At 63.8% G+C, this 14,713-nt stretch carries 14 protein-coding genes; 7 read left to right on the top strand and 7 right to left on the bottom strand.

The features are described 5' to 3' along the window. Window positions 1-214: 214 nt before the first annotated feature. A complete protein-coding gene (locus CVS48_RS26620; RefSeq protein ID WP_100857071.1) occupies window positions 215-1,090 on the bottom strand; it encodes an N-formylglutamate amidohydrolase in 876 nt (291 codons plus the stop codon). Between the two features lie 70 nt (window positions 1,091-1,160). Continuing rightward, window positions 1,161-2,150 carry a Bug family tripartite tricarboxylate transporter substrate binding protein gene (locus tag CVS48_RS26615; protein WP_100857874.1) on the bottom strand — a complete coding sequence of 330 codons (990 nt, stop codon included), beginning with the start codon at window positions 2,148-2,150 and terminating at the stop codon, window positions 1,161-1,163. Between the two features lie 258 nt (window positions 2,151-2,408). On the opposite strand from CVS48_RS26615, the gene CVS48_RS26610 reads away from it, so the two are divergent. The 3 genes from CVS48_RS26610 to CVS48_RS26600 all read left to right on the top strand — a co-directional run bounded on the left by CVS48_RS26610 (window position 2,409) and on the right by CVS48_RS26600 (window position 5,387). Continuing rightward, entirely contained in the window at window positions 2,409-3,335 is a 927-nt protein-coding gene (locus CVS48_RS26610; protein ID WP_100857070.1) for a LysR substrate-binding domain-containing protein, read from the top strand. 7 nt (window positions 3,336-3,342) lie between these two features. Then, complete coding sequence (gene mnmA, locus CVS48_RS26605; RefSeq protein ID WP_100857069.1) at window positions 3,343-4,461, top strand: tRNA 2-thiouridine(34) synthase MnmA; 1,119 nt, start codon at window positions 3,343-3,345, stop codon at window positions 4,459-4,461. 104 nt (window positions 4,462-4,565) lie between these two features. Continuing rightward, on the top strand, window positions 4,566-5,387 hold the full coding sequence (locus CVS48_RS26600; protein ID WP_100857068.1) for a sulfite exporter TauE/SafE family protein: 822 nt from the start codon (window positions 4,566-4,568) through the stop codon (window positions 5,385-5,387). Window positions 5,388-5,517: 130 nt separating this feature from the next. Here the strand turns inward: CVS48_RS26600 and CVS48_RS26595 are convergent, their stop codons facing one another. Continuing rightward, window positions 5,518-6,129 carry a glutathione S-transferase gene (locus tag CVS48_RS26595; RefSeq protein ID WP_100857067.1) on the bottom strand — a complete coding sequence of 204 codons (612 nt, stop codon included), beginning with the start codon at window positions 6,127-6,129 and terminating at the stop codon, window positions 5,518-5,520. Between the two features lie 161 nt (window positions 6,130-6,290). On the opposite strand from CVS48_RS26595, the gene purB reads away from it, so the two are divergent. Further along, window positions 6,291-7,667 carry an adenylosuccinate lyase gene (gene purB, locus CVS48_RS26590; protein ID WP_100857066.1) on the top strand — a complete coding sequence of 459 codons (1,377 nt, stop codon included), beginning with the start codon at window positions 6,291-6,293 and terminating at the stop codon, window positions 7,665-7,667. Between the two features lie 58 nt (window positions 7,668-7,725). Then, a complete protein-coding gene (locus CVS48_RS26585) occupies window positions 7,726-8,184 on the top strand; it encodes a c-type cytochrome (RefSeq protein ID WP_100857065.1) in 459 nt (152 codons plus the stop codon). A 102-nt stretch (window positions 8,185-8,286) separates the two neighbouring features. Here the strand turns inward: CVS48_RS26585 and CVS48_RS26580 are convergent, their stop codons facing one another. From CVS48_RS26580 to CVS48_RS26570, 3 genes are all read right to left on the bottom strand, one after another. Next, window positions 8,287-8,979, bottom strand: coding sequence for a cytochrome b/b6 domain-containing protein (locus CVS48_RS26580; protein WP_100857064.1), 693 nt, complete (start codon window positions 8,977-8,979; stop codon window positions 8,287-8,289). Between the two features lie 129 nt (window positions 8,980-9,108). Beyond that, window positions 9,109-9,390, bottom strand: a complete 282-nt coding sequence (locus tag CVS48_RS26575; protein WP_100857063.1) for a hypothetical protein — start codon at window positions 9,388-9,390, stop codon at window positions 9,109-9,111. 766 nt (window positions 9,391-10,156) lie between these two features. After that, window positions 10,157-10,516, bottom strand: coding sequence for a hypothetical protein (locus tag CVS48_RS26570; protein ID WP_100857873.1), 360 nt, complete (start codon window positions 10,514-10,516; stop codon window positions 10,157-10,159). Window positions 10,517-10,757: 241 nt separating this feature from the next. On the opposite strand from CVS48_RS26570, the gene CVS48_RS26565 reads away from it, so the two are divergent. Together CVS48_RS26565 and CVS48_RS26560 are read left to right on the top strand one after the other, a co-directional pair. Beyond that, window positions 10,758-11,462, top strand: a complete 705-nt coding sequence (locus tag CVS48_RS26565; RefSeq protein WP_100857062.1) for a DUF3053 family protein — start codon at window positions 10,758-10,760, stop codon at window positions 11,460-11,462. 67 nt (window positions 11,463-11,529) lie between these two features. Further along, complete coding sequence (locus CVS48_RS26560) at window positions 11,530-12,621, top strand: AI-2E family transporter (protein WP_100857061.1); 1,092 nt, start codon at window positions 11,530-11,532, stop codon at window positions 12,619-12,621. Window positions 12,622-12,652: 31 nt separating this feature from the next. Here the strand turns inward: CVS48_RS26560 and CVS48_RS26555 are convergent, their stop codons facing one another. Next, window positions 12,653-14,503: a DUF4153 domain-containing protein gene (locus tag CVS48_RS26555; protein ID WP_100857872.1), complete on the bottom strand. Its 1,851-nt coding sequence runs from the start codon at window positions 14,501-14,503 to the stop codon at window positions 12,653-12,655. Between the last annotated feature and the right edge of the window lie 210 nt (window positions 14,504-14,713).

Below are 14,713 nucleotides of genomic sequence, written 5' to 3'. Positions count from 1 at the left end.
GGCGGCCCGGCGGCGGGCTGGCTTCTTCCCCGCGCGCTCGTTGCTTGCGCATATCTTGGCGCGGTTAGGGGGGGCGGTTAGTTCTTTTGATTGAGGGCTTTAATACGGCGAAAAAAAGCCCCATGGCGAACCATGGGGCTTGGGCTTTGCAGCCCACTTGCTCCGGCCAGTCTTACCACGCTGCTGGCCGGCACTTGCGCGTAAACGTCCGGCGTCAGGCCGTTTGCGCGCGAGTCCAGTTGATCAGCGCGGCGGTGAGCTCGCGCAGATCGGCCTTCAGGCGGCCATAGTTTTCAGTGGGACGCAGCGTCACTTCGTCCATGTACAACTTGCGGTTGATTTCGATCTGCAGGCTGTGGCGGCCTTCTTCGGGGCGGCCGAAGGCGCGCACCAGTTCCACGCCCTTGTAGGGGTCGTTCACGGTCACGTTGTAGCCGCGTTCACGCAGCCAGGCTGCAATGAATTCACGGAAGGCCGGATCGCTGGTGCTGCCGTCGCGGTCGCCCAGCACGAAGTCGGGGTGGACCAGGCCGGGGCGGTCGGTGGCAAAGGCGCCGGCCACGCTGGGCATGGAGTGGCAGTTGATATGCCAGACCTTGCCGAACTTCTTGTGGGCGGCATCCAGCACCTGGCCGAGCGCGGCGTGGTACGGCTTCCAGCAGGCGTTGATGCGGTGGCGCACTTCTTCCACCGTCAGCTTGCGGTTGTACAAGGGCGTGCCGTCATCCAGCATGCGCCAGATCAGGCCCTTGCCCAGCTTCACCTTGGGCGATGCGTTGATGGCGTCAGGCCAGGCTTCGTCCAGCAGCAATTCGTCGATCTCGTCGGGCGCGCGGTTGGCGTCGATGTAGGCGCGCGGGAACGCGGCGGCAACCATCGGCACGCCCAGGTCGAGCGCGTCGCCCCACAGGTCGTCAACCCAGGTGTCCTCGGCAGTGCGCAGCGCGCCAAAGTCCACCGCGGCGGCGAAGTCGGGAGGGTAGGCGGTGCCGCTGTGCGGAGAGTCCAGCACAAGCGGGGCCGAGGATTCCGAATCCGGATATTGCTGCGGAAGGTCGAGCCGGTAAGACAGGGGTTGGGTAATTCGCATATAGAGGTATTGCGTTCGTGAATCGGAGGCCCCCGCGGCCGAAGCCGGCGCGGCGGGGGCCGAAGATCGCTTAGTCGATCTTCACGTTGGCTTCTTTGGCGATGCGCTTGTTCTTGGCGATTTCGGCAGCGATCTGCTTGCCGAAGTCGGCCGAACTATTGGCGGCGGGCGAGGCGCCCAGCGCTTCCAGGCGCGTCTTGACGTCGGCTTCCGCGCTGACCTTCTGCACGGCGGCGTTCAGCTTGGCCAGGATGGGTTCCGGCAGCTTGGCCGGGGCAACCAGGCCAAACCACGACGAGTCGTTCACGGCCGGCAGGCCGGCTTCGGCGAACGTGGGCACGTTGGGCAGGGCAGCCACGCGCTGGGGCGCGGCGACGGCCATGGCGATCAGGCGGCCCGATTGCACGTGCGGCAGGGTGGACGGCAGGTTGTCATACATGACGTCGACCTGGCCGGCCAGCGCGTCATTCAGCGCCGGGCCCACGCCACGGTAAGGCACGTGCATCAGGTCGGTGCCCGAGGACATCTTGAACAGTTCGCCCATCATGTGCGACACCGAACCGTTGCCGGCCGACGCGTAGGTCAGCTTGCCCGGCTCGCTCTTGGCCAGCTTGATGAAGTCGGCAATGTTCTTGGCGTTGACCTTGGGGTTGATCGTCATGATGTTCGGCACGGCCGCCAGGTTCGAGATGGGCGTGAAGTCCTTCTCGCCATCGAACGGCAGGTTCGGGTAGATGGCCGGGTTGATGCCGTGGGTGCTGACGGTGGCGATGCCCAGGACGTAGCCGTCCGGTGCGCTGCTGGCAACGAAGGCGCTGCCGATCGAGCCGCCGGCGCCGCCGCGGTTTTCAACCACCACGGTCTGACCCAGTTCCTTGCTCAGCTTGTCCGCGAACAGGCGGCCGACGATGTCGGTGGTGCCGCCGGGCGGGAAGGGAACGATCAGGCGGATGGGCTTGCTCGGGTACGCGTCTTCAGCGTGCGCGATACCCGAGGTCAGCGGCATGGCCAGGGTCGCGGCAGCGACACACAGGCCCAGTATTACGTTACGGCGTTGCATGGATTCCCCTAATAAATTGGAAAGCGGATGCGCAAAGGCAGACGCAAACGCAATGATTCTTTCCTGGCGGGGCAGTTTGCGCAAACGAAAGTTTCTCCGTAAGCTATGACTTTTTTTCATGCCTCTTGTTTGCCGACAGGGATCGGGCGTTACTTTTGTGTAACTTTTCCGTCGCGCGGCGTCATCGCGAAGGCAGGGGATTGCATCCCCGAACAAGCCCCGCTGGGGCGGGAGCCCCACGCTGCGTGGGGGCACTAAATGCGGCGTTTCTGTCCCTCATTAACCGATCTGCAGGCGTTTGAAGTCGCCGCACGACACAGTAGCTTCACGCGCGCGGCGCAGGAATTGTGTGTCACGCAGGGCGCCGTCAGTAAACAGGTGAAACATCTGGAAGAGTTCGTCGGCGTCGAACTATTCCTGCGCATCAGGCAAGGCCTGGTGCTGACCGAGGCCGGCCGCAGTTATCTGACCAAGGTTCAAGCGGGCTTGGGCCAGATCGAAGCCGCCACCGTTGAGCTGATTGCGCATCAGGGGCAGGGCGGCACGCTCAACCTGACCTGTATGCCCACGTTCGGCGCGCGCTGGCTGATCCCGCGCCTGACGGCCTTCATGCGCTTGCGCCCCGACATCCATGTGGAATTCCTGCCGCACCGCCAGGGCTATGATTTTTCCACGCCCGAGCTGGACGCCGCCGTCCGCTTTGGCGAAGGCTTGTGGCCGGGCAGTGGCGCCGACTACATCGTGGGCCGCGAAATCGTGCCGGTGTGCAGCCCGCGCCTGATCCCGGGCGGCTGCCCCTCGCCAGAGGCGCTGCTGGCTTATCCGCTGCTGCACCATACGTCGGCGCTGGAGGGTTGGCGCGATTGGTTCGAGCAGGCCGGCTGCGACAGCCGGCGCAGCCTGGAAGGGGCGCGCTTTGATCAATACGCGCTGCTGTCCCAGGCCGCCGCCGCCGGTTTCGGTGTGGCCCTGATCCCGCGTTGCCTGATTGAAGACGAACTGCGCGACGGCAAGCTGGCCGTGGCCATGACGCTGCCGATCCGCGCCCGCATGGGCTATTACCTGTGCTATCCCGAGCAGAAAGCCAACCTGCCCACCCTGCAGGCGTTTCGCGCCTGGTTGATGGAAGTCTCCCGGGCGGCCGAGCCGCAGCCCCGGGAAGACGCCGAGTCCGAACTAAAATAGCCGCATCATGAGTCAAATATCCACCAAGAAAGGCCGCGTGGTCGTGGGCATGTCGGGCGGGGTCGATTCTTCGGTCACCGCCTGGCTGCTCAAGCAACAAGGCTATGACGTCGTCGGCCTGTTCATGAAGAACTGGGAAGACGACGACGATTCCGAATACTGCTCGACCCGCCAGGACCTGTTGGACGCCGCCAGCGTCGCGGACCTGGTTGGCGTTGAGTTCGAATTCGTGAACTTTGCCGCCGAATACAAAGACCGCGTGTTCGCGGAATTCCTGCGCGAATATTCAGCGGGCCGCACGCCCAACCCTGACGTGCTGTGCAATGCCGAGATCAAGTTCAAGGCGTTTCTTGACCACGCCATGGCGCTGGGCGCCGAGCACATCGCCACGGGCCATTACGCCCGGGTGCGCGAAGTGCCGGCGGCCGGCGGCGGCACGCAGTTCCAGTTGCTCAAGGCGCTGGACGCCTCCAAGGACCAGAGCTATTTCCTGCATCGCCTGAACCAGGCCCAGTTGTCGCGCACGCTGTTCCCGCTGGGCGAAATCCACAAGACCGAAGTGCGGCGCATTGCGCACGAGATCGGTCTGCACAATGCCGCAAAGAAGGACTCCACCGGCATCTGCTTCATTGGCGAGCGTCCGTTCCGCGAATTCCTGAACCGGTACCTGCCGACCGAGCCGGGGCCTATCCTGACGTCGGAAGGCCAGCAGGTGGGCCGCCACGAAGGCCTGTCGTTCTACACGCTGGGTCAGCGCAAGGGCCTGGGCGTGGGCGGCGTGAAAGGGCGTCAGCGCGAAGATGGCACGGCCGAGGCCTGGTACGTGGCGCGCAAGGACCTGGAACGCAACATCCTGTACGTGGTGCAGGGGCATGATCATCCGTGGCTGCTGTCCGGCCAATTGCAGGCGCAGGGCGCCAGTTGGGTGGCGGGCCATCCGCCCGAGATCGCGAGCTATGGCGCCAAGACACGCTACCGCCAGGCGGATGCGGCCTGCCGTCTGGATAAGGCTGATGGCGACACCTTCGCCCTGGATTTCACCGACCCGCAATGGGCCGTGACGCCTGGCCAGTCGGCCGTGCTTTACGATGGCGATGTTTGCCTGGGTGGCGGCATCATTCTGTAGTGCGCGCCCCTGGGGTGCGTTTGTAATCAAGCAGGGCCCCGTGGGCGTGATGCCCGCGGGGCCTTGTTCATGAACCCAAGAATTCAAAACGAGAGGAGACGGTTGTGGATGTTTCGATGTTGATTTGCCTGCTGGTGCTGGGCGCTGTGGTCGGCTTTGCCGCGGGCCTGCTGGGCATAGGCGGCGGGATGTTGCTGGTGCCTTTCCTGACGATGCTGTTTGCCTGGCAGGGCATGCCGCCTGAATTGGTGGTGCATGCCGCCATTGCAACGTCGATGACGTCCATTCTGTTCACGTCCGTTTCCAGCGTGCGGGCGCACCAGCAGCGCGGCACGATCAAATGGAACATCGTGTGGGCCATGGCGCCGGGCATCATCATCGGCGGCCTGGTGTCGGGTGGCGCGGTCTTCGCCGCGCTCAGCACCTTGTGGTTGTCGTTGTTCTTCGCGCTGTTCGTCGGCTATTCGGGCTGGAGCATGCTGCGCAACAAGAAGCCCAAGCCGGCTCGCCAGATGCCGGGCGTGGTGGGCACCAGCGCGGCGGGGGCGGGCATCGGGTTCCTGTCCGGGTTGGTGGGCGCGGGCGGTGGATTCCTGTCGGTGCCGTTCATGGTCTGGTGCAACGTGGCCCTGCACAACGCGGTGTCGACCTCGGCCGCGCTGGGCTTTCCGATTGCGCTGGCAAACAGCGTGGGCTATGTGGTGTCGGGCCTGAACGAAGGCACGTCGCGACCCGGCATGCTGGGCTACATCTATTGGCCGGCTTTGCTGGCGCTGGTGTGCACCAGCGTGCTGACCGCGCCGCTGGGCGCGCGGATGGCGCACCGCTTGCCGGTGCAGACGTTAAAGCGCGTGTTCGCCTGCCTGTTGTTCGCCTTGGCGGCGTACATGCTGTTCAAGGCCTGGCAGACTTTCGCGGGGCAATAGGGGGGCAATAGGGGCGATAGAGGGAAGAGGTCGGTGGCGGCGGCTTGCCATGCCGCTGCCGCAATGCAAACCGGCCGCGCGTGGCGGCCGGTCGTCAAGTGCGCATGCCTGATGGGCAGGCAGGCGCCCTTCAGGCTGTTTGGGGCAGGGTGTCGATGAACGACTGCCGCTGAGCCAGTTTGTCGTGCAAGCGGGCCAGGTTCAGATGGTTGGCGCGCCAGTCCAACGCGGCAAAGCGCAGGTCCAGGTAGCCCAGCGCGCAACCGACGGCAATGTCGGCCAGGCTGTAGTTGATGCCCATGCAATGGGCGTTGTCGCCCAGGCTCTTGTTCATGGCATCCAGGCTGGCGTGGATCTTGCCGAATTGGCGTTCGATCCATTCCGGGCTGCGCTGAGCCTCGGGGCGCTGGTTTTCCTTGACGATGGCCACACAGGCGTCCAGGACGCCATCGGCGATGGCCTCCCAGCATTTGACGGCCGCGCGGTCGCGCCCCTGCTGGGGAATCAGGCGGGCCACGGGCGACAAGGTGTCCAGGTACTCGACGATGACGCGCGAATCAAACAGCGCGCCGCCATCTTCCATGACCAGGCACGGAACTTTGCCCAGCGGGTTGTACGTTTGGATCTGCGTGTCGGCGGACCAGACGTTTTCGAGTTCAAGCCGGTAGTCCAGCTTTTTCTCGGCCATGACGATACGCACTTTGCGTACGTATGGACTGGTAAGCGAGCCGATCAGTTTCATGGAGTCACAAGCGGAGTCGAAAAGCGGCCGAAGTATAGCAGGCCGTATGACGGTCACACCGTCCGCGGGTCGGATTCTTCGCCAGTTTGCCACAATGTTGCATGCCCTCGGATGATAAAATCGTCGGGTTTTCCCATCCGTAGCCATTTCTACCCCAGACCATGCAAATCGCCGATCAGTTGAGCCAACTTAATGCCCTTTCGCCATTGGATGGCCGTTACGCTTCCCGGAGCGACGCGCTGCGCGGTCTGCTGTCCGAAGCCGGCTTCATGGCGCACCGCGTCGAAGTCGAGGTAGCCTGGCTGGTCGCCCTGTCCGACGCCGGCCTGCCCGAGCTGCCCGCCTTTTCCCAGGCTGCCCGCCAGCGTCTGCAGCAGTTGGTGCAGGATTTTTCGGAATCCGACGCCGGGCGCATCAAGGACATCGAGCGCGTCACCAACCATGACGTGAAAGCGGTGGAGTACTGGCTGAAGGAAAAAGTGGCCGACGACGCCGAGCTGGCCCGCGCGGCCGAATTCATCCACTTTGCCTGCACGTCGGAAGACATCAACAACACCTCGCACGCGCTGATGCTGTCGCGCGCCCGCGATCAGGTGGTGGTGCCGCGCCTGCGCGAATTGGCCGCCAAACTGAACGACATGGCGGTGGCCCAGGCTGACCAGCCCATGCTCTCGCGCACGCACGGCCAGCCGGCCAGCCCCACCACGCTGGGCAAGGAATTCGCCAACGTGGCCGCGCGCCTGAACCGCGCCATCGCCGCCGTCGAGGCCGTGGAACCGCTGGCCAAGCTGAACGGCGCCACCGGCAACTACAACGCCCACCTGTCGGCCTACCCGGAAATCGATTGGCCTGCCTTCAGCCAGCGCGTGCTGGCAGGCCTGGGCCTGACCCAGAACCGCCACACCATCCAGATCGAACCGCATGACTGGATGTCGGCCCTGTTCGACGCCATCACGCGCGCCAACATCATCGTGCTGGACCTGGACCGCGACATCTGGGGCTACGTGGCGCTGGGCTACTTCAAGCAGCGCCTGAAGGAAGGCGAGGTCGGTTCGTCGACCATGCCGCACAAGGTCAACCCGATCGACTTCGAAAACTCCGAAGGCAACCTGGGCCTGGCCAACGCCGTGCTGCGCCACTTGGCCGACAAGCTGCCAATTTCCCGTTGGCAGCGTGACCTGACCGACTCCACCGTGCTGCGCAACCTGGGCGTGGGCCTGGGCTATTGCCTGGTCGCGTGGGACGCCTGCATGCGCGGCCTGGGCAAGCTGGAAGTCAATACGGCCGCTATCGATGCCGACATCGATGCTTGCTGGGAAGTGCTGGCCGAGCCAGTGCAAACCGTGATGCGCCGCTACGGCCTGCCGCAGCCCTACGAGCAACTCAAGGCCTTGACCCGTGGCAAGGGCATTACCGAAGAAGCCCTGCGCGAGTTCATCCAGGGCCTGGCCCTGCCGGAAGAGCCGAAGGCCCGCTTGCTGGCAATGACACCCCGGTCATACATCGGGCTGGCCGCCGAGTTGGCCCGGGCGGTATAGTCGCCATGCCGCGCGCGTCATGCGCGCGGCATTCTTGATGTACTCACGGGAGATTGCAATGCAAAAGTTGTCCACGCTTGTCGCGTTGGCCTGTATGACCGTGGCGCCGTTGCTAGCGACGACCGCCTCGGCGCAGTTCGCCAAGCCCGAAGACGCGGTCAAGTACCGCCAATCGGCGCTGACGCTGATGGCCTCGCACTTCGGTCGCATGACGCCGGTGGTCAAGGGCCAGGCACCGTACGACGCCGCGCAGATCAAGGCCAACGTCGAGGTCTTGAAGACCCTGTCGGCGCTGCCGTGGGCGGCTTTCGGGCCGGGTACGGAAGGTGGCGATGCGCGTCCCGAAATCTGGAGCGACGCTGCCGGCTTCAAGCAAAAGCAGCAAGCCTTTCAGGACAATATCGTGAAGCTGTCTGCAGCGGCTGACTCGGGCGATCTTGGCAAGCTGCGCGCGGCCTTCGGTGATGTGGGTGCCAGTTGCAAGTCCTGTCACGACTCCTACCGCAAGAAGAAGTAAGGCCTTGCCGTCCGCGGGCGGCATCGGTACTTGCCAAGCGAAATCCCCTCGACGTATCGAGGGGATTTTTGTTTCTGGGCTGCCGGATCGGCGCGTGGCGGATTACGAAAAAGACATGTCGGCTACAACTTCCATCGACCGTATCCACAACACCACGCCCGTTACGCAGGCGCCCAGTACCAGGGCGCGCAACCACACGGCGAAGCCGTCCTGCGCGGGCGGCGTGCCGGCGGGCAGGTCCTTGGCGTCGACGTCGCCCGTGATGATGGCCCGCACCAGGCGCTTGCGGCGCACCAGCGCATACCAGGCCACCGCCAGAAGATGCAGTGCGATCAGGGCGATGATGACCCATTCGTTCAGCTTGTGCCACGACGTCAGGGCGCCGGAGGTGGCCGCGCTGACGTAACCGAACAGCGGTCCTTGCGTCATGATGTCGTCGGTGGTGAACAGGCCGCTGACGGCTTGAAAGCCGACGACCAGCAGCAGCGCCAGTACCGACAGGGCGCCCAGCGGATTATGCCCGGCGGGCGCGGCCGCGCCCTTGAGGTATTTGGCCACTGCGCCGGGGCCGCGCACGAAGGTGGCAAAGCGGGCATAGCGCGGGCCGACGATGCCCCAAAGCAGGCGGAAAATAATCAGGCCCAGCGCCGTACAGCCAAAGCGCACATGCCAGTCCATATACAGGCCGCCCAGCTTGACGCTGACAAACGCGCCGACGATACAGACGACTAGCGCCCAGTGAAAGAGGCGGGTGGGAAGGTCCCAGATGCGTACCGCGCGTCGGTTGTTCTGCATGGGGGAATTTACTCAGGCTACGTTGCCAGCGACTTTAGCAAGAAATGAAATCGCCGTGGCTCAAATTGACGTCACCGCGGCTCAGGCGCGGCGAGCGGGCAGAAAAATCGGCGCCGTGGCGCCGATGGTTTAGTACGAAGCGCTGCGCACCGATTCGATGCGATGCACATGCTCGTGGCGGAAGCGGATCCGTTGGCCGGGCGCCTTTTGCGTGGCATTGCCGCAAGCCACGACTTCCGTCGTGTAGGTCGTCGTGCCGTTGATGGGCGCGTTGAAAATGACCGTTGCACGAATGGCCGGGCCATTGGCCGGTTGCAGATGAACGATGTCGCCGATGTGAATCGGGGTGTTGTCCAGCGTCGTGTGGGCCGGGCGGCGGATCAGGTCCGAGGTAGTGAAACGAGTATTCATGGTGTGTGTTCTCTTAAGTTCTAGTTATTAGAAAAGCTGCGTGTTGCGCATGCTGCGAAGGGCGGACGTACCAAAAGCGCCTCGCGTCCTCGCGGTTGCCTTGTCGCCGGGTTTTTTCCGACAGGGCAGGCATGACACTAACGCATAAGTGTTGCCGTCAGTTTGCGCATTCTCATGTTTTTTGCGTGCGCGCGTAACGGGTGGTGCAGCCGATGCCATCAGTCAGTCCTGGACGGTATCGGTTCGGGCTCAAGTGGCGTGCTTGCGGTAGCAGGCGGCCGTCAGGCCCGAGGGGTCGCGCAGAGAGGGTTGGCTCTGGCGGTTGCTGTGCGGCCGCCGTCGTAGTTACGACTTGGGCTGCAACGTGTCTTGTTGCTTGTTTTTAGACTTCTTTCCAAACCGGACTGGCGGGATGGTGAAGATGTGCTTGGCTGTTGCCGTGCTTTCCAGGCGGAAGCCGACGATTTGCGTTTTCGCGTTATGGGTTTTCGCAAACCGGATCGAATTTCCGGGTGGTTGGCAGGCTGCCGGCAAAGTGCGCTTGTTGTGGCGCGGTGACTCTGGTTCACCAGAATCAAGCCAGGTTGTTAGCCTTGGGGGGGTTAGCCCCAAATTTAGCCCCGGGTTTAGCCAATTTCTTGGATGTTTTCGGCCTATTTATTCTGGGAAATATGGGGGCGCAGAAAACATTAGTCGTCGATATTATCGCAAAAAGAAGGTGGCTGCAAGCCTTTTTTAAAGGCGGCTTGCAAGGCCGCCGTTGCGCTCAGTGCTCAGTCGAGCGGGCCTGGCGCTGCGCCTCGATGATCAAGCCTTCCAGGCGGGGAGACATACGCAACGCCACCTGTGCGCCCATCGATCCGTCCGGCTGGCGTTCGGTTTCCAGCGCCAGGCCGATGCGTTCGTCATTGAACGCCTCGGGCGCGGCTTCAATCTCGACATAGCGTGCAAGCAAGGCGTCCACAGCCTTTTGCGCGTCCGCCAGGGCCTCTTCCGACAATTGGCCCTGTCCCAGGTATTGATTCACGACGCGCGCCAAGTCGTTCATGAAGAACAGCAGGGCGGCCGCGCCGCGGCAATCGGGCAGGGTGAATCCCCAGGGGGCGGAAGTGGCGTGTTGAGTCATGGGCAGAGCCGTGTGGGATTGCGAGCGGCCGGGGCCGGAATCCGGCATTTTAAGGGATGGCAAGAAGTGGATCGCAACCCAGGCGCCACCCGCCCTGTGTCAACTCGCTTCGATCGCAACAAAATCCGCCCGGGGGCGCTCGCAATCGGACGCTTCGGGATAATCTGCGCTCAGGCGCCCGCCATTGCCGGGGGGGCGGGCGCCAATCGATTCATCAATCCGCTGTGCGAGGAGGATACGCATGTCACTGTGGCGAGCCTGCCTGACTGGGCTGGCGATGGCTTCGATGCTGGTCATGACGGCCTGCGTCAACAAAGAGCCGCAGGAGCGCGCGGCGTTTATCCAGTTGCTGCAGGCGCGGATGAATAGCGATGCGCTGCTGCCGATCGCCGCCTTGAGCAAGGCCGAAAAAGAGGCGCTGGGCGACTACGCCGACGCTTACGAAGTCATTACCGACTTCCAGCAGGAGATGGCCGAATCGGCCCGGGCCATGCGCGACGTGCTTGCGTTGGAGACGATCCGCTCGGTGGGCGAGATCGTTGAGCGCAAGTCCGGCTACGAAACGGCGCGCAAGACGCTCGCGGACAGCGCTGCCAAGCTACAGGAGGCGCGGGAAAAGGCCGACAAGGCGCGGGCCGATCTGCAACTGCCGGCCGATCTGGCGCCCGTCTACGACGGCGTGTACGACGAATCCGTCACGGGGCCCACCGTTGAACTGATGCGGGCCGCCTCGCGGATGGACGCAGTGGCGCGCGATGCGCTGGGCATCGCGGATCTGGTGGCCGCCAATGCTGACGAAATACAACTGATCGACGGACAGACGCGCGTCGCCACCCCCACGCTTCAGCAGGAATTGAACCTGCGCTTGCAGGGGCTGAATGCGCAGGCGGACGAGCTTGCACAAGCGCGAGAGACCATCCTGCGTGCCGCGGGCGGCGGCGCCTGAGCCGGCGTGCTCGCATGGGCTTAGTACAATGCGCGTCTCGCGGCGTTCGCCGTGCCTGGAACGGAACATGAGCGAATCATCCAGCTTGCACCACAGAACCTTTCTGCTTTTGCTCGTGGTGGTCTCCATCGCGTTCGGCTGGCTTTTGTGGCCTTTTTATGGCGCCGTTTTCTGGGGCGCCATTCTTGCCATCATCTTTGGCCCCTTGCAGCGCCGCCTGGTCAAGCGCATGGGCGGCCGGCGTAATCTGGCGGCGCTGATCACCTTGCTGGGCGTCTTGCTGCTGGTCATTCTGCCGCTGGTGGCGATCAGCGGTTCGCTGGTACGCGAAGGTGCAAACCTCTATCAAAGCATCAAGTCGGGTGAATTGAATTTCGGCCTGTATTTCCAGCAGGCGATGGCCGCATTGCCGCCGTCGGTGCATGACGTGCTGGCTCGCTTTGACCTGGCCGACATTCCCAGCCTTCAGGAAAAGCTCAGCGCGGGGGCGATGCAGGCCAGCCAGTTCCTGGCAACCCAGGCGTTAAGCATCGGCCAAGACACGTTCCAGTTCGTGATCAGCTTCGGCATCATGCTGTATCTGCTGTTCTTCCTGTTGCGTGACGGGCCTGAGCTGTCGGCTCGGATCAAGCGAGCGATTCCTCTGGGCGATGGGCACAAGCAGCATCTGTTCCGCAAGTTCACCACTGTTGTGCGCGCCACCGTAAAGGGCAACATCGCGGTAGCGGCGGTGCAGGGCGCGCTGGGCGGCATCATCTTTTCGATCTTGTCGATCCAGGGGGCGCTGCTGTGGGGCGTCATCATGGGCTTCCTGTCGCTGCTGCCGGCAATCGGCGCCGGCCTGATCTGGGTGCCCGTGGCCGTCTATTTCCTGCTGACGGGCGCCGTGGTCAAGGGCGCGGTGCTGATTGCGTTTGGCGTGCTGGTCATCGGCATGGTCGACAACGTGCTGCGCCCGATCCTGGTGGGCAAAGACACCAAGATGCCCGACTACGTGGTGCTGATTTCCACGCTGGGCGGCATGGCGCTGTTCGGCCTGAACGGCTTTGTGATCGGGCCGCTGATCGCCGCGCTGTTCATGGCAAGCTGGGATCTTTTCTCGCAGACTGCCGACGGCATGATGGGTCAGAAGGAAGAACCCCCGGTGTTGCGCAAATAACGAACCGGGGGGTGTTGCGCCTCTCGTGGGGTCAGCGCAGGCGCAGCAACTGGTCGCCGATCATCAGATCGCGGTCGGCGCGGGGCTGGGTTCGCACCAGCCCCTGCTTCAGCGCCTGCGCAATGTCGTCAACGCCCGTTGCGTCTTGCAGGGGCTGCTCGAAACTCTCTGCGTACAGGTAGCCCAGATGGCGCCATTGGCCGGCGGTGTTCGACGCAAACGCAATGAACCATTCCCGCGTGCGGCGCTCCCCGCGCTGTTGCGGCGCTACATACAGGATGAGTTCGTCCTGCCCGTCGCCGGTCAGGTCGGCGTAGATCACCTGGCAAGGTTGCGTGCTTGATGCATCATCTGTCGGGGGCTCGATGGGCGTTGCGCACACCTGTGCCTGCTCCGCAAACTCGGCACGCAGAAACTCCCACCACGCCGACGGAACGTCACGGCCCGAGGGCGAGGTCGTAAGCGGCGGCGCGGTGATGGGCGCCGCGTCGGCGGCGGCTTGCCTGGGTTCGTTCCATTGGAAATAGCCGCCCTTCAGGGTTTCGGCCGCCGCGGTGGCTATCCGTGGGTCTCGCGCATTGGCGGCACCTTCCGCCAAGCGCCGCAGAGCATCTTTCCCCCACCGGCCGTAGTCGTTGCCCATGGCATAAAAGCTGAAGTCCTGCGGCTCTTTGCGCCCGTCGATCAGACGCTGCAACTGGCTCTCGGCGGTCTGCTTCATGGGGTTGGCGATCGGCGTGTTGAACGCCAGCAGCAACGCGAGTGTGGCGAAGGCCGCAGCCAGGTTGGTGGCCGCGAGCGTTGCGTATTCATGCTTGCTCCGTATCGCGGCCCACGCATAGCCGGCCCCGTACAGCACCAGGATCACGCTGCTGCCCACGCCCCATGCGCGCAGCACCGTCCAACCGTACTGGTCCACGCGGACCGCCGCGCCGTACAGGGCCACGGCCGCCAACGGCAGCAGGCACGCCATTGCCCAGCGCAGCGCCCGACGCAGGCGCGGGCCGAACGGAGCGGCATTCGGGCTATCTTGCCAGGCGGCGTTGATCAGCTTGATCCACACCAGCGAAAACGCGATCAACGCGCCGGCGGACAACTGCACGGCTTGCAGGCCCAATGCCAGCCTGGCAGTCAGGGCAACGGTGAAGGCCAGACCCACCAGCGTGACCAGCGGCAGCAACCAGGCGTTCAACGTCAGCCAGGAACGCTGCAACGTTTCCGTCAGGGCGGGGCGGCGGCGCACGCCCACAAGGCAGGCAGCCAGGATCATCGGCCAGACGGCGAAGCGGAACGTCGCGTTTTCGACGAGCCTGCGGACAAGCCGGATGCCGATCATGTCGAACATGGCACCCGCCGCCGCCAGCAACAGGCAGACGCACGACGCCAGGCAGAGGCTCAAGCCCAGATGAACGGTGTTACGCCAGGCCGCGCGGAATACCGCCGGGTAGTTCCACTGCGGCTGGCGCGGGTCCAACGCCTGCACCAGCGGCAGCAACACGAAACCCGCGACGCCGGTCAACAACAGCGGCATGGTGGAATCGCCGCGGCTGAGCCATCCGCGTTCGTTGGGCAGTACGCCATAGGCGGCGGTCAAGCCATAGGCCGTCACGGCAGGCAGCAGCAAACCGTAGATGGCCAGCGCGGCCAGCCAGCGCCTGGGGCTTTGCATGCCTGACAGCAGGGCGCCGGCAATCGGCACCAGCGCCAGCCATTGCAGCAGGAAGTACAGGGCAAAGGGATGCCCCCATGGCCACGCTCGGTGGGCCATGAGTTGGTGCAGGCACACGCCAAGCAGGGCGGCAATGGCCCCATACAGCAGGACGGTCCGGTCGGGGGCATCCAGCGGACCTGCGGCAGTTCTATTCAGGGACGGATTCTTCATGCCGCGCATAGTAGCAACCTGGCGGCCACGCGGCTTTTGACGGTGATTCGAGCGCGATGAAATCGTCGCCTGGCTGGTCATTTCGGAGTAAATTGGGGACGCGATACAGCTTGCCAAAAGGCGCGTTTAGCGCCTGCAAAGGCGTCTGAGCGAGGATTGTGCGGTTGCGGAGGTCTGCAATAATTTCTGAATTTCATCCAGCCCGGATGC

The organism is Achromobacter spanius, assembly GCF_002812705.1.
GTDB lineage: Bacteria > Pseudomonadota > Gammaproteobacteria > Burkholderiales > Burkholderiaceae_B > Achromobacter > Achromobacter spanius.
Note: the sequence above shows the minus strand (reverse complement) of the source record. Positions and strands in the feature narration are given on the sequence as shown.